General features: G+C 63.8%; 19 protein-coding genes and 2 pseudogenes. 9 read left to right on the forward strand and 12 right to left on the reverse strand.

Going from position 1 to position 19,211, the window contains the following annotated elements:
* Positions 1-41: 41 nt before the first annotated feature.
* The 5 genes from J5M71_RS08420 to def are packed head-to-tail and all read right to left on the reverse strand — an operon-like array spanning position 42 to position 4,571.
* Positions 42-356 (reverse strand): tetratricopeptide repeat protein, encoded by a 315-nt coding sequence (locus J5M71_RS08420; protein ID WP_061550195.1) that lies wholly within the window; start codon positions 354-356, stop codon positions 42-44.
* 11 nt (positions 357-367) lie between these two features.
* Positions 368-1,741 carry a Trk system potassium transporter TrkA gene (gene trkA, locus J5M71_RS08425; protein WP_013970264.1) on the reverse strand — a complete coding sequence of 458 codons (1,374 nt, stop codon included), beginning with the start codon at positions 1,739-1,741 and terminating at the stop codon, positions 368-370.
* Between the two features lie 23 nt (positions 1,742-1,764).
* Positions 1,765-3,075, reverse strand: coding sequence for a 16S rRNA (cytosine(967)-C(5))-methyltransferase RsmB (gene rsmB / locus J5M71_RS08430; protein WP_207831431.1), 1,311 nt, complete (start codon positions 3,073-3,075; stop codon positions 1,765-1,767).
* Complete coding sequence (fmt, locus tag J5M71_RS08435) at positions 3,072-4,004, reverse strand: methionyl-tRNA formyltransferase (protein WP_063912308.1); 933 nt, start codon at positions 4,002-4,004, stop codon at positions 3,072-3,074. The genes rsmB and fmt overlap by 4 nt, the downstream gene beginning before the upstream one ends.
* Positions 4,005-4,064: 60 nt before the next feature.
* On the reverse strand, positions 4,065-4,571 hold the full coding sequence (def, locus tag J5M71_RS08440) for a peptide deformylase (RefSeq protein WP_051097836.1): 507 nt from the start codon (positions 4,569-4,571) through the stop codon (positions 4,065-4,067).
* Positions 4,572-4,778: 207 nt separating this feature from the next.
* Between def and dprA the strand changes: the two genes are divergently transcribed.
* The 5 genes and pseudogenes from dprA (at position 4,779) to J5M71_RS08460 (ending at position 7,650) form a co-directional block, all read left to right on the forward strand.
* Positions 4,779-5,876, forward strand: coding sequence for a DNA-processing protein DprA (gene dprA / locus J5M71_RS08445; RefSeq protein WP_207831433.1), 1,098 nt, complete (start codon positions 4,779-4,781; stop codon positions 5,874-5,876).
* Between the two features lie 42 nt (positions 5,877-5,918).
* On the forward strand, positions 5,919-6,476 hold the full coding sequence (locus J5M71_RS08450) for an L-threonylcarbamoyladenylate synthase (RefSeq protein WP_023660948.1): 558 nt from the start codon (positions 5,919-5,921) through the stop codon (positions 6,474-6,476).
* Between the two features lie 219 nt (positions 6,477-6,695).
* Positions 6,696-6,974 (forward strand): annotated as a pseudogene (locus tag J5M71_RS29240) (hypothetical protein).
* 226 nt (positions 6,975-7,200) lie between these two features.
* Positions 7,201-7,308: pseudogene (locus J5M71_RS08455) on the forward strand (IS5/IS1182 family transposase); the annotation flags it as partial.
* Between the two features lie 135 nt (positions 7,309-7,443).
* Positions 7,444-7,650 carry a hypothetical protein gene (locus J5M71_RS08460; protein ID WP_207831436.1) on the forward strand — a complete coding sequence of 69 codons (207 nt, stop codon included), beginning with the start codon at positions 7,444-7,446 and terminating at the stop codon, positions 7,648-7,650.
* 161 nt (positions 7,651-7,811) lie between these two features.
* Here J5M71_RS08460 and J5M71_RS08465 read toward each other — a convergent pair whose 3' ends face one another.
* Positions 7,812-8,789 (reverse strand): NADPH:quinone reductase, encoded by a 978-nt coding sequence (locus J5M71_RS08465; RefSeq protein WP_207831438.1) that lies wholly within the window; start codon positions 8,787-8,789, stop codon positions 7,812-7,814.
* A gap of 134 nt (positions 8,790-8,923) precedes the next feature.
* Between J5M71_RS08465 and hemF the strand changes: the two genes are divergently transcribed.
* On the forward strand, positions 8,924-9,835 hold the full coding sequence (gene hemF / locus J5M71_RS08470; RefSeq protein WP_014754944.1) for an oxygen-dependent coproporphyrinogen oxidase: 912 nt from the start codon (positions 8,924-8,926) through the stop codon (positions 9,833-9,835).
* 25 nt (positions 9,836-9,860) lie between these two features.
* Positions 9,861-10,685, forward strand: a complete 825-nt coding sequence (gene aroE / locus J5M71_RS08475) for a shikimate dehydrogenase (RefSeq protein ID WP_207831440.1) — start codon at positions 9,861-9,863, stop codon at positions 10,683-10,685.
* A 114-nt stretch (positions 10,686-10,799) separates the two neighbouring features.
* Here aroE and J5M71_RS08480 read toward each other — a convergent pair whose 3' ends face one another.
* The 3 genes from J5M71_RS08480 to betC form a co-directional block, all read right to left on the reverse strand.
* Positions 10,800-12,365: a SulP family inorganic anion transporter gene (locus J5M71_RS08480; protein ID WP_207831442.1), complete on the reverse strand. Its 1,566-nt coding sequence runs from the start codon at positions 12,363-12,365 to the stop codon at positions 10,800-10,802.
* Positions 12,366-12,494: 129 nt separating this feature from the next.
* Positions 12,495-13,424, reverse strand: a complete 930-nt coding sequence (choX, locus tag J5M71_RS08485) for a choline ABC transporter substrate-binding protein (RefSeq protein WP_207831444.1) — start codon at positions 13,422-13,424, stop codon at positions 12,495-12,497.
* A 14-nt stretch (positions 13,425-13,438) separates the two neighbouring features.
* A complete protein-coding gene (betC, locus tag J5M71_RS08490; protein ID WP_207831447.1) occupies positions 13,439-14,956 on the reverse strand; it encodes a choline-sulfatase in 1,518 nt (505 codons plus the stop codon).
* Positions 14,957-15,064: 108 nt separating this feature from the next.
* Between betC and J5M71_RS08495 the strand changes: the two genes are divergently transcribed.
* Positions 15,065-15,964, forward strand: a complete 900-nt coding sequence (locus J5M71_RS08495; RefSeq protein WP_207831449.1) for a LysR family transcriptional regulator — start codon at positions 15,065-15,067, stop codon at positions 15,962-15,964.
* A 37-nt stretch (positions 15,965-16,001) separates the two neighbouring features.
* Here the strand turns inward: J5M71_RS08495 and J5M71_RS08500 are convergent, their stop codons facing one another.
* Positions 16,002-16,619, reverse strand: a complete 618-nt coding sequence (locus J5M71_RS08500) for an NAD(P)H-binding protein (protein WP_207831451.1) — start codon at positions 16,617-16,619, stop codon at positions 16,002-16,004.
* A gap of 52 nt (positions 16,620-16,671) precedes the next feature.
* Between J5M71_RS08500 and J5M71_RS08505 the strand changes: the two genes are divergently transcribed.
* Positions 16,672-17,004: a DOPA 4,5-dioxygenase family protein gene (locus J5M71_RS08505; RefSeq protein WP_207831453.1), complete on the forward strand. Its 333-nt coding sequence runs from the start codon at positions 16,672-16,674 to the stop codon at positions 17,002-17,004.
* Between the two features lie 120 nt (positions 17,005-17,124).
* Here the strand turns inward: J5M71_RS08505 and trpA are convergent, their stop codons facing one another.
* Positions 17,125-17,934, reverse strand: a complete 810-nt coding sequence (gene trpA / locus J5M71_RS08510) for a tryptophan synthase subunit alpha (RefSeq protein WP_207831455.1) — start codon at positions 17,932-17,934, stop codon at positions 17,125-17,127.
* Positions 17,931-19,148 carry a tryptophan synthase subunit beta gene (trpB, locus tag J5M71_RS08515; protein ID WP_015268451.1) on the reverse strand — a complete coding sequence of 406 codons (1,218 nt, stop codon included), beginning with the start codon at positions 19,146-19,148 and terminating at the stop codon, positions 17,931-17,933. The genes trpA and trpB overlap by 4 nt, the downstream gene beginning before the upstream one ends.
* Positions 19,149-19,211: the final 63 nt, after the last annotated feature.

Raw genomic sequence — 19,211 nt, forward strand, 5'->3', positions numbered from 1 at the left:
GCATCGCATTCGCGGGTGAACCCGCTCCCACAGGGATCGCGTCAACCTGATGTCTTGTTGAGTTTCTTCAGGAACACGGTCATCTCTTTCTCGGCCTGCTTGTCGCCATGGGCCTGCGCCGCGACGATCCCCTCCTCCCAGGCCTTGCGCGCCGCCGCCAGGTCACCCTGCAGCTGATGCGCCTTGCCCAGCAGCTTCCACGCCGCCGAGTACTTCGGGTCCTGTTCCACGCAGCGCGCCAGGTGTACCGCCGCTTCAGCGCCATTGCCTTCATCCAGCCAGGCCTTGCCCAGCCCGAACCTCAGCAACGGGTTATCCACACCCTTGGCCAGCATTTTCTCCAGCGATTCGCGCATGCCCTGTGCTCCTAGAAGAAACTCAAGCCGACGTGGAACAGCTTCTCCACATCCCGAATATGCTTTTTATCCACAACGAACAGGATCACATGGTCGCCCGACTCGATCATGGTGTCATCGTGGGCGATCATCACCTCTTCATCACGGATGATCGCGCCGATGGTAGTGCCTGGCGGCAGGGCGATGTCTTCGATCGCCTTGCCGACCACCTTGCTCGATTTCGAATCGCCGTGCGCCACCGCTTCGATAGCCTCGGCCGCGCCGCGGCGCAGCGAGTGCACGCTGACGATGTCGCCACGGCGTACGTGCGCCAGCAGGGTGCCGATGGTCGCCAGCTGCGGGCTGATGGCGATGTCGATGTCACCACCCTGCACCAGGTCGACATAGGCCGGGTTGTTGATGATGGTCATCACCTTGCGCGCACCCAGGCGCTTGGCCAGCAGCGACGACATGATGTTGGCTTCGTCGTCGTTGGTCAGGGCCAGGAAGATGTCGGCGTCGGCGATGTTCTCCTCGAGCATCAGGTCCTTGTCCGAGGCGCTGCCCTGCAGCACCACGGTGCTTTCCAGGGTGTCGGAGAGGTGTCGGCAACGGGCCGGGCTCATCTCGATGATCTTCACCTGGTAACGGCTTTCGATGGCCTCGGCCAGGCGTTCGCCGATCTGCCCGCCACCGGCGATGACCACACGCTTGTTGGTTTCGTCGATACGGCGCAGCTCGCCCATCACCGCGCGGATGTCCTTCTTCGCGGCGATGAAGAACACTTCGTCGTCGGCTTCGATCACCGTGTCGCCCCGCGGGGTGATGGGACGGTCGCGGCGGAAGATGGCCGCCACGCGGGTGTCGACGTTGGGCATGTGCGCGCGGATCTGGCGAAGTTGCTGGCCCACCAGCGGGCCACCGTAGTACGCCTTCACTGCCACCAGCTGGGCCTTGCCTTCGGCGAAGTCGATCACCTGCAGCGAGCCCGGGTGCTCGATCAGGCGCTTGATGTAGTTGGTCACCACCTGCTCGGGGCTGATCAGCACATCGACCGGGATATGGTCGTTGTCGAACAGCTCTTCGCGGGTCAGGTAGGCCGACTCGCGCACCCGGGCGATCTTGGTCGGGGTGTGGAACAGCGAATAGGCCACCTGGCAGGCGACCATGTTGGTCTCGTCACTGTTGGTTACTGCCACCAGCATGTCGGCGTCGTCGGCACCGGCCTGGCGCAGCACCGTAGGCAGCGAGCCGCGGCCTTGCACGGTGCGAATGTCCAGGCGGTCGCCCAGGTCGCGCAGGCGGTCGCCATCAGTGTCGACCACGGTGATGTCGTTGGCTTCGCTGGCCAGGTGCTCAGCCAGCGTACCGCCTACCTGGCCTGCGCCGAGGATGATGATCTTCATCCGCTACTCCCTACCTTTTGTTCTTATCCGCGCGAGGCGGCGATCTTGATCAGCTTGGCATAGTAGAAACCGTCGTGGCCGCCCTCCTGGGCCAGCAACTGGCGGCCGTGGGGCTGGCGCAGGCCGGCTTCGGTGGCCAGGTCCAGCTCACGGGCGCCCGGGGTGCGGGCGAGGAAAGCGTCGATCACTTCGGTGTTCTCGGTCGGCAGGCTGGAGCAGGTGGCATACAGCAGCATGCCGCCCACTTCCAGGGTCGGCCACAGGGCATCGAGCAGCTCGCCTTGCAGCGTGGCCAGGGCCGGGATGTCGTCGGCCTGACGGGTCAGCTTGATGTCCGGGTGGCGGCGGATCACGCCAGTGGCCGAGCATGGTGCGTCGAGGAGGATGCGCTGGAACGGCTTGCCGTCCCACCAGCTGGCGGTGTCACGGGCATCGCAGGCAATCAGCTCGGCGTCCAGCCGCAGGCGGTCGAGGTTCTCGCGCACACGGGTCAGGCGCTTGGCTTCGAGGTCGATGGCCACCACGTGGGCCAGGCCGGCTTCGGCTTCCAGCAGGTGGCAGGTCTTGCCGCCCGGTGCACAGCAGGCGTCGAGCACGCGCTGGCCGGGGGCCAGTTCCAGCAGGTCGGCGGACAGCTGCGCGGCTTCGTCCTGCACGCTCACCCAGCCTTCGGCAAAGCCTGGCAGGCCGCGCACGTCGCAGGCTTCGGCCAGCACGATGCCGTCACGGCTGTACTGGCAGGCGCTGGCGCCAACGCCCGCTTCGGTCAGCAGTGCCAGGTAGGCGTCGCGACTGTGGTGGCGGCGGTTGACCCGCAGGATCATCGGCGGGTGGGCATTGTTGGCGGCGCAGATGGCCTCCCATTGCTCCGGCCAGAAGGCTTTGAGCGACTTCTGTAGCCAGCGCGGGTGGGCAGTGCGTACCACCGGGTCGCGCTCCATGCCGGCCAGCAACTCTTCGCCCTCGCGTTGGGCGCGACGCAGCACGGCATTGAGCAGGCCCTTGGCCCATGGTTTCTTCAGCTTGTCGGCGCAGCCAACGGTCTCGCCGATGGCGGCGTGGGCCGGGATACGGCTGTAGAACAGCTGGTACAGGCCGACCAGCAGCAGCGCCTGCACATCGGCATCGGCGGCCTTGAACGGCTTCTGCAGCAGTTGCGCGGCCAGCAGGTCGAGGCGGGGTTGCCAGCGCGCGGTGCCGAACGCCAGGTCCTGGGTCAGGCCGCGGTCGCGTTCATCGACCTTGTCCAGTTGCGCCGGCAGCGAGCTGTTCAGCGAGGCCTTGCCGCTGAGCACAGCGGCAAGGGCACGGGCGGCGGCGAGGCGAGGGTTCATTGGCCCAGCACCTTGCCGCTGGCGAATTTCTCGCGGCGGCTGTTGAACAGGTCACTGAAGTTCAGCGCCTTGCCGCCAGGCAGTTGCAGGCGGGTCAGGCTCAGCGCCTGGTCACCGCAGGCGACCACCAGGCCGTCCTTGCTGGCGGAGAGGATCTCGCCAGGGGCCCCTGCCGCTGTGGACAAGTTGGCGGCCAGCACTTTCACGCTTTCGCCATCGAGGGTGCTGTGGCACACCGGCCACGGGTTGAAGGCACGGATCAAGCGCTCCAGTTCGACGGCCGGGCGGCTCCAGTCGATACGCGCCTCGTCCTTGTTCAGCTTGTGCGCATAGGTGGCCAGGGTATCGTCCTGCACTTCACCGTGCAGCGAACCGTCGGCCAGGCCGGCGATGGCCTGGACTACAGCCGGCGGGCCCATTTGTGCGAGGCGGTCGTGCAGGCTGCCGCCGGTGTCTTCGGCGCTGATCGGGGTGGCTACCTTGAGCAGCATCGGGCCGGTGTCCAGGCCTGCTTCCATGCGCATCACGGTCACACCGCTCTCGGCGTCGCCGGCTTCCACGGCGCGCTGGATCGGTGCGGCACCGCGCCAGCGTGGCAGCAGCGAGGCGTGGCTGTTGATGCAGCCCAGGCGCGGGATATCCAGCACCACTTGCGGCAGGATCAGGCCATAGGCGACCACCACCATCAGGTCCGGCTGCAGCGCGGCCAGTTCGGCCTGGGCTTCGGCGTTGCGCAGGGTCGGCGGCTGGAACACCGGGATGTCATGGGCCACAGCCAGTTGCTTGACCGGGCTCGGCATCAGCTTTTGGCCGCGGCCGGCTGGGCGGTCGGGCTGGGTGTAGACGGCCACGATCTCGTAGGGGCTGTCGAGCAAGGCCTTGAGGTGTTCGGCGGCAAACTCTGGAGTGCCTGCAAAGACGATGCGCATGGAGTTCTCGCTTCAAAAAAGAAAAAGGCTTGCCGGAGCAAGCCTTCTGGAAGGTGGGGATCAGGCTTGCTGGCGGTGCTGCTTTTCCAGCTTCTTCTTGATCCGGTCGCGCTTGAGTTGCGACAGGTAGTCGACGAACAGCTTGCCGTTGAGGTGATCGAATTCGTGCTGCACGCACACCGCCAGCAGGCCTTCGCATTCCAGCTCGTACGGCTTGCCGTCGCGGTCCTGGGCCTTGACCCGCACACGCAGCGGGCGGTCGACGTTCTCGTAGAAGCCAGGTACCGACAGGCAGCCTTCCTGGTACTGGCCCATGTCGTGGGTCAGCTCTTCGACCGTGGGGTTGATGAAGACGCGCGGCTCGCTGCGGTCTTCACTGAGGTCCATGACCACGACCTGCTTGTGCACGTTGACCTGGGTGGCAGCCAGGCCGATGCCAGGGGCTTCGTACATGGTTTCAAACATGTCGTCGATCAGCTGACGCAGGGCGTCGTCGAACTCCGTCACCGGTTTGGCGATGGTGCGCAGGCGCGGGTCCGGGAATTCGAGAATGTTCAAGATGGCCATAAGGTCAGGCAGTCACTGTGCGTTCGGTTGAAAACTGAGCACACATAATAAAGGGAAACGGGGATTTCAGCACCTGGCAAAGCTCGGCTAGGGTTTCCAAGGGCTGCTTATAGCCCATTCGATGGACAGGTTGTCAAAGCGTTATCAACAAAGTTATCCACAGCTTGTGCCACGTCGATGGCCCTATTTCGATCAAGGATGATCCATATGCAGAGCTACCATTTGTCGCCTCTTCCGCCTGCCGAACTGGAGGCGCGATTGCGCCTGCACCGGCTGCCGGAAACAGGATTGCGTCGCTTTAACACCTTGCTGGAAGCCTTTGGCAGTGCTTCGTCGGCACTGTGCGCACCGGCCGGCGCCTGGCGCGCATTGGGCATACCACAGGCCACCATCGATGCCCGCCGCAGTGCCGAAGTACGTGAAGGTGCACTGGCCGCAATGGCCTGGCTAGAGCGCCCGGGCCAGCATTTACTGATGTGGGACGACCCTGGCTACCCGCCACTATTGGCGGAAATCGACGATGCCCCACCGCTGCTTTTCATCGCTGGCGAGCCGGCCTTGCTCGAGCGCCCACAGCTGGCAATTGTGGGCAGCAGACGTGCTTCACCCCCGGCGCTCGACACCGCTGCGGCATTTTCCCGTTACCTGGCGCAGGCCGGTTTCACCATTACCAGCGGCTTGGCCGTGGGCATCGACGGTGCCGCTCATCGGGCCGCACTGCAGGCGGGTGGCGGCACGATTGGCGTGCTCGGCACGGGGTTGCAAAAACTTTATCCACAGCGCCACAAGTCGCTTGCGCAAGCGATGATCGACAATGGCGGCGCGCTGGTTTCCGAGTACCCGCTGGATGCCGGGCCACTGCCCGGCAACTTCCCGCGGCGCAATCGCATCATCAGTGGCCTGTCGCTGGGCGTGCTGGTGGTCGAGGCCAGCCTGGCCAGTGGTTCGCTGATCACCGCACGCCTGGCCGCCGAGCAAGGCCGTGAGGTGTATGCCATACCGGGCTCCATTCACCACCCCGGGGCCAAGGGCTGCCACCAGTTGATTCGTGACGGTGCGCTGCTGGTGGAGAGCGTGGAACAGATCCTGGAAAGCCTGCAGGGCTGGCAGAACCTGCCGCCTGCGGTTGTGGACAAATTCGACCATCCCCTGCTTGCCCTGCTGCATGCCGCGCCGCAGACCAGCGAAAGCCTGGCCCACTGCAGCGAGCAGCCGTTGGCCGATGTGCTGGCACAGCTGACCGAGCTTGAACTGGAAGGCCGGGTCAGCAATGAAGCCGGGCGTTGGTTTGCCCGCGCGGGCTAAGTACACTGCTCACCAGCAAGGTATTTAGGCGGAGTAACAGAAATGGTGAGCAGTTTTCGTGTGCAACAAGCCGCACGTGAGATCCGGGCGGGCGCAGTGATTGCCTACCCGACGGAAGCGGTCTGGGGCCTGGGCTGCGACCCGTGGAACGAGGACGCGGTGTATCGCCTGCTGGCGCTGAAGTCCCGGCCTGTGGATAAAGGCCTGATCCTGGTCGCCGACAACATCCGCCAGTTCGACTTTTTGTTCGAGGATTTCCCCGAGGACTGGATTGATCGCATGGGCAGCACCTGGCCGGGGCCGAATACCTGGCTGGTGCCGCACCAGGACCTGTTGCCCGAGTGGGTGACCGGGGAGCATGACACCGTGGCGTTGCGGGTCAGCGACCATCCGGTGGTGCGTGAGCTGTGCGCGCTGGTGGGGCCGTTGATTTCCACTTCATGCAACCCGGGCGGGCGCCCGGCGGCGAAGACCCGGTTGCGGGTGGAGCAGTACTTCCATGGGCAGCTGGATCTGGTGCTGGGCGGGGCGTTGGGTGGAAGGAAGAACCCGAGTGTGATTCGCAACCTGGCCACTGGCGAAGTCGTTCGGCCAGGCTGATACATATCCACTGGCCTGGTCGCGACCTCCTGTGGGAGCGGGCGAGCCCGCGAAGAATCCAACGCGGTGCCTGGCACGGGCTGCGCCCGTGTTCGCGGGCATGCCCGCTCCCACAGGTCAGGGCCAAGCCCCCCAGATTTTTCTGATTTTGTCCGGAATGGCTGTCCGGTTTGAGGATTGGGAAATATCCTACGAGCCGCGTCACCACCCCGCGTACAGCTGCCACCTATTCGCGTGGTAACGAATGGGCGCGGCCATGAACCGCTGTTCACCGTAAACCCGAACATTTCCGCCGAAGACGCTCTGGTCCACGTGGCCCTGTACCTGCGCAGCGCCTACTAGACCGGCTACAAAGCCCTGGACTACATGCGTGAAGAAGGCCGTGGCATGTTCTGGTCGAACCTGCATGCGATTGAAATGGCAGAGGGTGTGGTGGAGGCGATACTCGATGGCATCGAGTCGGCCCTACCACCGACAAGCCGACCCTCACAGGCATAGCGCTGCCCTCAAGGCCGACGCAAATCCCTGTGGGAGCGGGTTTACCCGCGAACACCGGCGAAGCCGGTGCCATCAACCGCGTTGTCTTCTTCGCGGGTAAACCCGCTCCCACAGTTATAGTGGTTGACCCCAGTTCATAGGAAACCTGTGGGAGTAGGCTCAGGGGATCAGTACAGTCGACCCCACAGTCCTGCGCGTACCATTCACCGCGGTGTACGACCGGAGACATCCTTTGAACTGGTTTTCGCTGACCGATCCGGCGATGGAAAAATCATTGTACGAGTTCACCCCTATGCGCCAATTTGCTCGACTCACGCACCGCGCGCCGACTCCCTAGCTGTTTTCGGCCAACTGTATTGACTCTGCGCTAACACAATACTTGAAAATACAAAACTATTAGAAATACCAGTTGTTTTGTCTTGTTTTATTAGGCACCGTTGACCTGCACTTACAACTGAGGTGTTTTGAAATGAATTATGAATATAGTGTGCTGGTGTTGAGTGGTGGAGTACCAGGAACGCCGCTTCCGGTCAATGATGCGGAATTCCTGTTCAAGCATCTAGAGAAAGACTCTAACTTACATGTTTCTGGAAAAAATTACGTAGTTTCTGGTAAGACTGTAATGATTGGGGAGAGAAGTACTTATAAGTGCGCCCTGGGTGTAAAAGAGGTCTGAAGGCAATTATCTGAAATTTGCTTTCGCCTGATTATCGATATGAAGTTTTCTTGTCAAAGAATTATGGCAATGGTATTGCTGCGCTCGCCTGTTTTAACGATCTAACGCAGCAATACCACTGCCAAAATTCTTATTCTATGTATAGGCTTGATCTACTTCTCTCAAGGTAAGAGAACCGTCGACCCCACCGTACGCCGTGCCGACAACTCGCTCTGTGCCTTGGCCGCCTCACTCAGCGGATACCGCTGCTGGATATCCACTACCAGTTTCCCACTACCAATCATCGCAAACAGGTCATCGGCCATGGCCTGGGTATTCTCGGCATTGTTGGCATAGCTCGCCAGGGTCGGCCGGGTCACATACAGCGAACCCTTCTGCGCCAGAATTCCCAGGTTCACCCCGCTCACCGCGCCTGAGGCATTGCCAAAGCTCACCATCAACCCACGAGGCTGCAGGCAGTCCAGCGAGGTCAGCCAGGTATCGGCACCCACACCGTCATACACCACCGGGCATTTCTTGCCGTCGGTCAGCTCCAGCACCCGCTTGACCACGTCCTCATGGCTGTAGTCGATGGTCGCCCACGCCCCTAGCGCCATGGCCCGCTCGGCCTTCTCGGCAGAACTCACGGTCCCGATCAGCTTGGCGCCCAAGGCCTTGGCCCACTGGCACGCCAACGAACCCACGCCGCCAGCTGCTGCGTGGAACAGGATCACGTCACCCGCCTTCACCTCATAGGTCTGCTTCAGCAGGTACTGCACGGTCAAACCCTTGAGCATCACCGCCGCCGCCTGCTCGAAGCTGATGTTGTCGGGCAACTTGACCAGGTTGGCTTCCGGCAGCGTATGCACTTCGCTGTACGCGCCCAGCGGGCCGCCGGCATGGGCCACGCGGTCACCCACTTTCAACCGGGTCACGCCCTCGCCCACGGCCTCGACCACGCCAGCCGCTTCAGTGCCTAGCCCCGAAGGCAGGGACGGCGGCGCATACAGCCCGCTGCGGAAGTAGGTATCGATGAAGTTCAGGCCGATCGCATGGTTACGCACACGTACCTGCTGTGGCCCGGGTGGGGCTGGTTCGAATTCCACAAACTGCAGCACTTCCGGGCCGCCATGCTGGCTGAACTGGATACGCTTGGCCATCTCGCACTCCTGTCGTCGGGATCGGGAAAGGCCTTCTATCGGACGCCTTTGCATGATCGCCGTCAACTGCGGCGCGTGGGTTGGCGGTGGTATGCTACGCGGCGAATTCTTCCCTGCCCGTTCCTGGTGACCCGATGACTAGCCGCACCGAGGCCGTGAAAGCCTACCTGCTCGACCTGCAAGATCGCATCTGCTCTGCCCTCGAAACAGAAGACGGCGGCGCCCGCTTCGTCGAGGACGCCTGGGTGCGCGAAGCCGGTGGCGGGGGCCGCACGCGGGTGATCGGCGACGGCAAGGTGATCGAGAAAGGCGGGGTCAACTTCTCCCATGTGTTCGGCGCCGGCCTGCCGCCGTCGGCCAGTGCCCACCGCCCCGAGCTGGCGGGCCGTGGCTTCGAGGCCCTGGGCGTGTCGCTGGTGATCCATCCGCACAACCCGCATGTGCCCACCTCCCACGCCAACGTGCGTTTCTTCATCGCCGAAAAGGAAGGTGAAGAGGCTGTCTGGTGGTTCGGCGGCGGCTTCGACCTGACCCCGTACTACGGCAATGAAGAAGACTGCATCCACTGGCACCGCGTGGCCGAGCAGGCCTGCGCGCCGTTCGGCGCCGACGTGTACCCGCGCTACAAGGCCTGGTGCGACCGCTACTTCCACCTCAAGCACCGTGGCGAGCCACGCGGCATTGGTGGCCTGTTCTTCGATGACCTGAACGAGTGGGACTTCGACACCTGCTTCGCCTTCATCCGCGCCATCGGCGATGCCTACATCAATGCCTACCTGCCAATTGTCCAGCGCCGCAAGGACACGCCCTACACGCCGCAGCAGCGCGAGTTCCAGGAATACCGCCGTGGCCGCTATGTGGAGTTCAATCTGGTCTATGACCGTGGCACCCTGTTCGGCCTGCAGTCCGGTGGCCGCACCGAGTCCATCCTCATGTCGCTGCCGCCGCAGGTGCGCTGGGGCTACGACTGGAAGGCCGCGCCCGGCAGCGAAGAAGCGCGCCTGACCGAATACTTCCTGCAGGACCGCGACTGGCTCGGTCAGTAAGCCTGTGGATAACCTAGGAGCCGTCATGGACCAGTACGTCGTTTTTGGTAACCCCATCGGCCACAGCAAGTCGCCGCTGATCCATCGCCTGTTCGCCGAACAGACCGGGCAGGACCTGGAGTACGCCACGCTGCTGGCGCCACTGGACGAGTTCAGCGACTGCGCACGCGGCTTCTTCAAGCAAGGCCGCGGCGGCAACGTCACCGTGCCGTTCAAGGAAGAGGCCTATCGCCTGTGCGACAGCCTGACTCCGCGTGCCCGGCGCGCTGGCGCGGTGAACACACTCAGCAAGCTGGCCGACGGCACCCTGCAGGGCGACAATACCGATGGCGCTGGCCTGGTGCGCGACCTGACGGTGAATGCCGGGGTCGAGCTGGCGGGCAAACGCATTCTGATCCTGGGTGCTGGTGGTGCGGTGCGTGGCGTGCTGGAGCCGATCCTGTCGCACAAGCCGCAGTCGCTGGTGATTGCCAACCGTACCGTGGAAAAGGCCGAGCAGCTGGCGCGTGAGTTCGATGAACTGGGGCCGGTGGTGGCCAGCGGGTTTGCCTGGTTGCAAGAGCCGGTGGATGTGATCATCAATGCCACTTCGGCGAGCCTGGCCGGTGAGTTGCCGCCGATTGCCGACAGCCTGGTCGAGGCCGGGCGCACGGTTTGCTACGACATGATGTATGGCAAGGAGCCTACGCCGTTTTGCCAGTGGGCAGAGAAGCTGGGGGCGGCCAAGGTGCTGGATGGGCTGGGGATGCTGGCTGAGCAGGCGGCTGAGGCTTTCTTTATCTGGCGTGGGGTGCGGCCGGATACGGCGCCGGTTTTGGCAGAGTTGCGCCGGCAGCTGGCTCGGGGCTGAGATTGTCGGGGCCGCTTTGCGGCCCTTTCGCGACACAAGGCCGCTCCCACATTGGATCTGTGGGAGCGGCCTTGTGTCGCGATGGGCTGCAAAGCAGCCCCAGGATCTCAGCTATCACTCCTCAAACCGGATCGGACACATCTCCACCCCTTCCAGCTTCTGCAATTCCTCGATCACCTGCGGCCTGGCCCGATGCAGGGTCAGACTCCCCCCCGCCCGCCGCAACCGCCGCGCCTCGCGGTGCAACATATCCACACCCGAGTAATCGATGAAGTTCACCTGCCGCGCATCGATCACCACATGCGGCCCCTGGCAGCGCTGCAAGCGCACCTGCAGGTAATGCGCCGCACCAAAGAAGATCGAACCGCCCACCCGCAATACATCCGCATCACCTTCACGGCTCTGCTGTACCCGTGGCCGTGACGTTCGCTTCAGATAGAAGAACAGCGACGCCAGCACCCCGGCATAGATCGCCGTCTGCAATTCCAGCAACAAGGTCGCCGCCGCCGTCAGTGCCATTACCAGAAACTCCGAGCGGCTCACCCGGAACAGCGCGCGAATTCCCCGGTGGTCCACCAATCCCCAGCAGATCAACAGGATGCTGCCGGCCATGGCCGGAATTGGCAGGTGCGCGATCAGCCCGGCCCCGGCAACGGCGAACACCGCCACCCACAGCGCCGAGAATACCCCGGCCATGGGCGAGCGGGCGCCGGCGTCGTAGCTCAGCCCGGAGCGGGTGAAGGAGCCGGAAGACAGGTAACCGGAGAAAAACGCACCGACGATGTTCGACAGGCCCTGTGCGCGTATTTCCTGGTCTGCGTCGATCAACTGCTCCGAACGTGCCGACAACGAGCGGGCGATCGACAGACTGGTGACCAGCCCGAGCATGCCCACCGCCACGGCGCTGGGCAGCAGGCGCAGGATCAGTTCCACATCCAGCAAGGGCAGCGGGCTGAAGGGTGGCAGCTGCCCGGTGAATGCCGGCACACGCGGCACATGGCCAAAGAACCCGGGCAGCAACCAGGCCAGCAGGCTTACCAAAATCAGACTTATCAACAGGCTGGGCCAGCGTGGGCGCCAGGCTTTGAAGGCCACGCCGATCGCTACTGTGGCCAGGCCCAGAATCAAGGAAGGCAGGTCGACCTCGCCGGCATGGCTGGCCAGGTCCTGCACGGTCTTCAGCGCCGTGGCCTGGCTGGGCAGGTCCATGCCCAGCAGGTTGGGCAGCTGGCCCAGGGCAATGACGACAGCGGCGCCCAAGGTGAAGCCGAGCACCACGGAATGGGAGACGAAATTGACCAGTGCACCGAAGCGCAAAAGCCCCAGCAGCAACTGGAAGATGCCGCCGAGGAAGGTCAGCAGCAGCACCAGGGTGACGTAGTCGGCGCTACCGGCCACGGCCAGCGGGCTGATGCTGGCATAGAGGACGATGGAGATGGCAGCGGTCGGGCCGCAGATCAGGTGCCAGGACGAGCCCCACAGGCAGGCGATCAGCACTGGCACGATGGCGGCGTACAGGCCGTATTCGGCGGGCAGGCCGGCGATCAGGGCGTAGGCAATGGATTGCGGCAGGGCGAGGATTGCGCCGCTCAGGCCCACCAGCAGGTCCTGGCGCAGGCTACGGCCCGATTGGCGGGGCAGCCAGGTGAGGAAGGGCAGCAGGTGAGTGAGGCGATGCATGGGTTATCCACAATCCTGAAATTGCACTGTCCCCTGTGGGAGCGGGTTTACCCGCGAATGCTGCAGTGAATCTACCGACGCATTCGCGGGTGAACCCGCTCCCACAGGGATAGAGGTTTGCTTGTCAGGTTACAGTTTGGCTTTGACAGCCTCCAGGGCATTGCCATCGGCCTTGGTAGTCACCCCGGCCAGCCACCCTTCCAGCAACTCGGGATGTGCCTTCACCCAGGCCTTGGCCGCATCATCGAAGCTGATCTTCTTGTCCACAACCTCGGCCATGATGCTGTTTTCCATGTCCAGCGTGAACTTCAGGTTACCTAGCAGCCTGGCCGCATTCGGGCAGGCTTGTGGATAACCCTTGCGGGTCAGGGTATACACCTCGCCCTTGCTGCCAAACCACTGCTCCCCGCCGCTCAGGTAGTGCATCTTCAGCTTTACGTTCATCGGGTGCGGGGTCCAGCCGAGGAAGGTGATGAACTGCTGTTTCTTCACCGCACGGTCGACCTGCGCCAGCATCGCCTGCTCGCTGGACTCCACCAGCTTCCACTGGCCAAGGTTGAACTCATTCTTGTCGATGATTTCCTTCAACGACAGGTTGGCGGGTGCCCCGGAGCCAATCCCGTACAGCTTCTTGTCGAACTGATCGGCGTGTTTCTGCAGGTCGGCGAAGTCCTTCACCCCGGCATTCCACACATAGTCGGGCACTGCCAGGGTGAATTCGGTTCCTTCCAGGTTGCGCGCCAGTTGCTGCACATCGCCATTGGCGATGAACTTGTCATGAAAGCCCTGCTGCGCCGGCATCCAGTTGCCGAGGAAGGCATCGACCCGGCCATCCTTGAGGCCGCCGTAGATGATCGGCACGGCCAGGCTATCGATTTTTACCTGGTAACCCAGGCTTTCCAGAAGCAGGCGGGTCACGGCGTTGGTGGAAGCGATATCGCTCCAGCCGGGGTCGGCCATCTTCACGGTACTGCATTGCGCGTCGCTGTCGGCGGCGTGGGCCGTGGCGGTACCCAGGCTCAGGGCCAGGGCGAACACGGCGGCGGAGAACTTGTGCATGGCGGCCTCTCTTCTCAATCCAGGGGGGCGGGCTGTGGATAACGTGCCTTGCGCTCGAGGTCGTCGAGATCGATATGGTTGCGCATGTACTGTTGGCTGGCGTCCACCAGCGGTTGGTGGTCCCAGCTTTTCAGCTTGCCGATGGCCAGCGCCTCGGCCACCAGGCGGCGGCGCCGCTGGCTGGTCAGTACCTGCTGGCGCAAGCTGGGGATATCCCAGCGCTGCTGTGCTTCATCGACAAATGCCTGCAGCAGCGCCTGGTGCTCCGGGCTGTCGGTGAGGTTCTCCCGCTCGTGCGGGTCGCGGCTCAGGTCGTAGAGTAGGCACGGGTCGTCTTCGCTGTACACGAACTTGTAAGGCCCGCGGCGGATCATCATCAGCGGGCCGACGGTGCCTTCGGCCATGTACTCGCCGATCACTTCGTCATGGCCGCCCTGCCCTTGCAGGTGGCCGACCAGTGAGCGGCCATCCAGGTGCAGGTGGTTATCCACAGCGCCGCCAGCCAGCTCGACCAGGGTTGGCAGCAGGTCGCAGGTCGACACCGAGGCGCTGACCCGGGCTGGCACGAAGCGCTTCGGCGCGTGCACCAGCAGCGGCACCCGTGCCGACATCTCGAACCAGTGCATCTTGTACCAGAGGCCGCGCTCGCCAAGCATGTCACCGTGGTCACCGGAGAACACGATCAGGGTGTCTTCGGCCAGGTTGCATTCCTCCAGGGTCTGCAGCAGCAGGCCGATGTTGTCGTCGATGTAGCTGCAGGCGCCGAAGTAGGCACGGCGGGCGTCACGGACCTTGTCCACAGGCAGCGGCTTGTCCCACAGGTCGTAAACCTTCAGCAGACGCTGCGAGTGCGGGTCGAGTTCTGCCTGGCCGGGTTCGGCGCGGGGCATGGGGATATCCACACCCTCGTAGCGATCCCAATAGCGCCTGGGGATGGTGTACGGGTCGTGCGGGTGGGTCATCGACACGGTCAGGCAGAACGGCCGGCCATCGTTTTCGCGCACATGGTCGTACAGGTACTGGCGCGCCTTGAACACCACTTCCTCGTCGAAATCCAGCTGGTTGGTGCGTACGCACGGGCCGGCCTGCAGCACCGAGGACATGTTGTGGTACCAGCTAGGGCGCACGTCTGGCTCATCCCAGTTCACCGCCCAGCCGTAGTCGGCCGGGTAGATGTCGCTGGTCAGGCGTTCTTCGTAGCCATGCAGCTGGTCCGGGCCGCAGAAATGCATCTTGCCCGACAGCGCGGTGCGGTAGCCCAGGCGGCGCAGGTAATGGGCGTAGGTCGGTACGTCGGCGGGGAAGTCGGCGGCGTTGTCGTAGGCGCCGATGCGGCTGGGCAGCTGGCCGCTGACCAGGGTGAAGCGCGACGGCGCGCACAACGGGCTGTTGCAGTAGGCCGAGTCGAACACCACCGCCTGTTCGGCAAGGCGGCTCAGGTACGGCATCTGGATCGGCGAAGGGGCGTAGATCGGCAGCAAGGGTGCTGCCATCTGGTCGGCCATGATGAACAGGATATTCGGGCGCGTCATGGTAGCTTCCATCGTTGAGGGTTATGCGAACCGCTTGCCTATCAAGATGCGACTGTGGATAACATGGGTAAAGCCCATGGCGGGCAATGACTGGGATTAGCCAAGCTTATGTTTGAGCACCTTGCCGAGCTGTCGCTGGATACCTTGCGCGTGTTCGAGGCCGCCGCACGCCTGCGTGGTTTTACCGCTGCGGCGTTGGAGCTGGGTACCACGCAGCCGGCGGTGAGCCAGCAGGTCAAACGGCTGGAGTCACAGCTGGGCACGCGCCTGTTCGACCGCATCTACCGGGGTATCGAACTGACCGAGGCTGGCCAGGTGCTGTTCGAACAGGTGCATCAGGGCTTGCAGGCCATGGAGGACGGCATTGCCCAGGTCAGTGGGCGTGGCCAGCGCGAAGTGCTGCAGGTGGCTACCGACTTCGCCTTTGCGGCGTTCTGGCTGATGCCACGGCTACAGCGTTTTCACGAGGCTTATCCACAAGTGGACGTGAGCCTGGTGACCGGTGAGCGCAGCCAGGGCATGTTGCGCCCGGACATCGACGTGGCGGTGCTGTTTGGCGACGGGCGCTTTCACCAGGGCGAGAGTCGCTGGCTGTTCGATGAGGAAGTTTTCCCGGTATGCAGCCCCCGGCTGATTCATGGCAAACCCTTGTCAGCCGTGGCTTTGCAACGATTGCCCTTGCTGCATTTGAAGGGCGAGCAGGCTAGCCGCTGGTTTGACTGGGCGGGGGTGTTCCGCGGGTTTGGCGTGGCCAGCCCGCCGCCGGCGGGGCAGTTGCGGTTCGATAATTATACGTTGCTGATCCAGGCGGCGATTGCCGGGCAAGGGGTGGCGATTGGCTGGGGGCACCTGGTGGATGGGTTGGTGGAGCAAGGGTTGTTGTGCCGGCCGTTGGAGGGGAGTTTGCGTTCGGCGCGCGGGTATTACGCGGTGTTGCCGCCACGCAAGCGGCGTGGGGCGTTGATCCAGCGGTTTGTGGATTGGCTGGAGCGCGAGCGCAGCCTGTGACATCCCCGGGGCCGCTTTGCGGCCCATCGCCGGCAATCTAGACCACGAAGGTCAGATGCTCGCCCCGGTGCAAATCCAGCTCCAGCATATCCACCATCCCCGCCGCGACCCTGGCCAGGCGCCGCAACGGCTCAGCCAACCCCGGCTCCAGCGTACCTTCGGTGCTGCGAAAATGCTCCATCCCCAACCCAGGGACCTCGTGTGGTGCATTGATCAGGGTCCAGCGCAACGCACTGCGCTGTAACCCGTCGACCACCTGATCCACACATTCCCGCTCTACCTCGCTGTATTTGCCTGGCTCATCCAGCACATCGAAATCGCCCACCAGCAACAGCCGGCGTATAGTCGTACGCTTCAGCCCTGCCACCAGCGCTTCGCTCATGCGGGCTTGCCCGGGCAGATCGCCCGGCGCCAGCGTCGATAACAGGGCAATGACCGCCGAACCGCCTGCCGCGCCCTGCTCCGCCTGGTCGGCATCGCCCAGCCCGCCTATCTTGAAGTGCAGGCCGGGGCGCGGCGCATGGCGGTTCAGGTCGTCTACCACGGCGGTGACTTCGTGCTGGCGTGACAGCAGCTCTACCATCAGGGCATTACCCAGGCTGCTTTCAGGCCCGAACAGGACCAGTTTGAACACTGGGGTTTCGGCGTTTTTCACGGCATCACTCCCCTTGCTGGTGGTGATGATTGGACCACAATCAGGAGTTATCGTGCAGAGGATCAAGGGTTACCACGCCCACGTCTACTATGACGCAGCGACCATGGAGCAGGCCCGCGAACTGTGCGAGGAGGCCTCGCGGTTATTCCCCGTGACCATGGGGCGCATGCACCAGCAACCGGTCGGGCCGCACCCGGACTGGAGCTGCCAGCTGGCGTTCGGGCCGGAGGTGGTGGGGGTGGTGTTGCCTTGGTTGGCGTTGTATCGCAAGGGGCTGGTGGTGTTCATGCACCCGCTGACCGGGGATGAACTGGCAGACCACCGGGACCATGCGATCTGGATGGGGGCTGTGCGGCCTTTGGACCTGTCGATTTTTGGGGGATAGGCCGCTATAGCCTGTGCCGGCCTCTTCGCGGGCACGCCCGCTCCCACAGGGACCACACAGATGCTGAAAACTGTGGAGGACCTGTGGGAGCGGGCGTGCCCGCGAAGATGGCGACGCGGTTCAACGGCGGGCGCCGCGCACCCCTTCAGCCAGTGCCGAGCACAGGCTCAATACATCGTTCACGGCCTGATCGGCATCTTTGGCCTGGGCAATCTTGTCGACCAGCGCCGAGCCCACCACCACGCCGTCCGACAGGCGGGCAATGGCCGCAGCCTGCTCCGGCGTACGAATGCCAAAGCCAACGCTGATCGGCAGGTCGGTATGCCGACGCAGGCGGGCAATGGCTTCGGTCACGTGCTCGGTGGTCGCCGAGCCAGCACCGGTCACACCGGCCACCGACACGTAGTAGACGAACCCGGAGCTGCGCTCCAGCACGCGCGGCAGGCGCGCGTCGTCGGTGGTCGGGGTGGTCAGGCGGATGAAGTCGATACCCGCGGCCTGGGCCGGGGCCGCCAGCTCGGCATCATGCTCGGGCGGCAGGTCGACGATGATCAGGCCATCGACGCCGGCTTGCTTGGCTTCGGCCACGAACTTTTCCACGCCAAAGCGGTGGATCGGGTTGTAGTAGCCCATCAGTACGATCGGTGTGGTCTGGTTTTCCACACGGAATTCGCGAACCATCTGCAGGGTCTTGGCCAGCGTCTGGCCAGCTTCCAGGGCGCGCAGGGTGGCCAGCTGGATGGCCACGCCGTCGGCCATCGGGTCGGTGAACGGCATGCCCAGTTCGATCACGTCGGCACCGGCTGCCGGCAGGCCCTTGAGGATCTGCAGCGAGGCGTCATAGCCCGGGTCGCCCGCGGTGACGAAGGTGACCAGTGCCGAGCGGCCTTCGGCCTTCAGCTCGGCGAAGCGTTGTTCAAGACGGCTCATGCCTGTTTCTCCTGGGCGGCCATGTGGTTCATGACGGTTTGCATGTCTTTGTCGCCGCGGCCCGACAGGCACACGACCATCAGGTGGTCCTTGGGCAGCTTCGGTGCGCGCTTGATTGCCTCGGCTAGGGCGTGGGAGCTTTCCAGGGCCGGGATGATGCCTTCCAGGCGGCAGGTGGCGTGGAACGCATCCAGCGCTTCGTCGTCGGTGATGCTGACGTACTCGACACGCTTCACTTCGTGCAGGTAGGCGTGCTCCGGGCCGATGCCCGGGTAGTCCAGGCCGGCGGAAATCGAGTGGGCGTCGGTGATCTGGCCGTCTTCGTCCTGCAGCAGGTAGGTGCGGTTGCCGTGCAGCACGCCCGGCACGCCGCCGTTCAGGCTGGCGGCGTGCTTGTCGGTGTGCACGCCGTGGCCACCGGCTTCGACGCCGATGATCTGCACGCTTGGCTCTTCGAGGAACTCATGGAACAGGCCCATGGCGTTGGAGCCACCACCGACGCAGGCAACCAGGCTGTCTGGCAGGCGGCCTTCCTTCTCCTGCAGCTGGGCGCGGGTTTCCTTGCCGATGATCGACTGGAAGTCGCGGACCATGGCCGGGTACGGGTGCGGGCCGGCCACGGTGCCGATCAGGTAGAAGGTGTCTTCGACGTTGGTGACCCAGTCGCGCAGGGCTTCGTTCATGGCGTCCTTCAGGGTGCCGGTGCCGGCGGTGACCGGGACGATCTCGGCGCCCAGCAGCTTCATGCGGAACACGTTGGCCTGCTGGCGCTCGATGTCGGTGGCGCCCATGTAGATCACGCAAGGCAGGCCGAAGCGCGCGGCAACGGTGGCAGTGGCCACACCGTGCATGCCGGCGCCGGTTTCGGCGATCAGGCGCTTCTTGCCCATGCGCTTGGCCAGCAGCACCTGGCCGATGCAGTTGTTCACCTTGTGCGCGCCGGTGTGGTTGAGCTCTTCACGCTTGAAGAAGATCTTCGCGCCACCGCAGTGCTCGGTCAGGCGCTCGGCGAAGTACAGTGGGTTGGGGCGGCCGATGTAGTCGCGCTGGAAGTAGGCCAGCTCTTCGAGGAACTTGGGGTCCGCCTTGGCCGCTTCGTATTCGCGGGCCAGGTCCAGCACCAGTGGCATCAGGGTTTCGGCCACGTAGCGGCCGCCGAACGAGCCGAACAGGCCGTTGGCGTCGGGGCCGGGGCGGTATTGGGACTGGGTCATGGGGCGCTCCAGGGCGTAATGAATGAGTGATGGGCTTTACTCTAACCACGGCAAGCCCGGCTG

Source organism: Pseudomonas sp. 43(2021) (assembly GCF_017490805.1).
Taxonomy (GTDB): Bacteria; Pseudomonadota; Gammaproteobacteria; order Pseudomonadales; family Pseudomonadaceae; genus Aquipseudomonas.

Bases quoted from the DNA above. Each gene is read 5' to 3' on its own strand.
- J5M71_RS08420 (WP_061550195.1), bottom strand. From the start codon at position 356: ATGCGCGAATCGCTGGAGAAAATGCTGGCCAAGGGTGTGGATAACCCG.
- trkA (WP_013970264.1), bottom strand. From the start codon at position 1,741: ATGAAGATCATCATCCTCGGCGCAGGCCAGGTAGGCGGTACGCTGGCT.
- rsmB (WP_207831431.1), bottom strand. From the start codon at position 3,075: ATGAACCCTCGCCTCGCCGCCGCCCGTGCCCTTGCCGCTGTGCTCAGC.
- fmt (WP_063912308.1), bottom strand. From the start codon at position 4,004: ATGCGCATCGTCTTTGCAGGCACTCCAGAGTTTGCCGCCGAACACCTC.
- def (WP_051097836.1), bottom strand. From the start codon at position 4,571: ATGGCCATCTTGAACATTCTCGAATTCCCGGACCCGCGCCTGCGCACC.
- dprA (WP_207831433.1), top strand. From the start codon at position 4,779: ATGCAGAGCTACCATTTGTCGCCTCTTCCGCCTGCCGAACTGGAGGCG.
- J5M71_RS08450 (WP_023660948.1), top strand. From the start codon at position 5,919: ATGGTGAGCAGTTTTCGTGTGCAACAAGCCGCACGTGAGATCCGGGCG.
- J5M71_RS08460 (WP_207831436.1), top strand. From the start codon at position 7,444: ATGAATTATGAATATAGTGTGCTGGTGTTGAGTGGTGGAGTACCAGGA.
- J5M71_RS08465 (WP_207831438.1), bottom strand. From the start codon at position 8,789: ATGGCCAAGCGTATCCAGTTCAGCCAGCATGGCGGCCCGGAAGTGCTG.
- hemF (WP_014754944.1), top strand. From the start codon at position 8,924: ATGACTAGCCGCACCGAGGCCGTGAAAGCCTACCTGCTCGACCTGCAA.
- aroE (WP_207831440.1), top strand. From the start codon at position 9,861: ATGGACCAGTACGTCGTTTTTGGTAACCCCATCGGCCACAGCAAGTCG.
- J5M71_RS08480 (WP_207831442.1), bottom strand. From the start codon at position 12,365: ATGCATCGCCTCACTCACCTGCTGCCCTTCCTCACCTGGCTGCCCCGC.
- choX (WP_207831444.1), bottom strand. From the start codon at position 13,424: ATGCACAAGTTCTCCGCCGCCGTGTTCGCCCTGGCCCTGAGCCTGGGT.
- betC (WP_207831447.1), bottom strand. From the start codon at position 14,956: ATGACGCGCCCGAATATCCTGTTCATCATGGCCGACCAGATGGCAGCA.
- J5M71_RS08495 (WP_207831449.1), top strand. From the start codon at position 15,065: ATGTTTGAGCACCTTGCCGAGCTGTCGCTGGATACCTTGCGCGTGTTC.
- trpA (WP_207831455.1), bottom strand. From the start codon at position 17,934: ATGAGCCGTCTTGAACAACGCTTCGCCGAGCTGAAGGCCGAAGGCCGC.
- trpB (WP_015268451.1), bottom strand. From the start codon at position 19,148: ATGACCCAGTCCCAATACCGCCCCGGCCCCGACGCCAACGGCCTGTTC.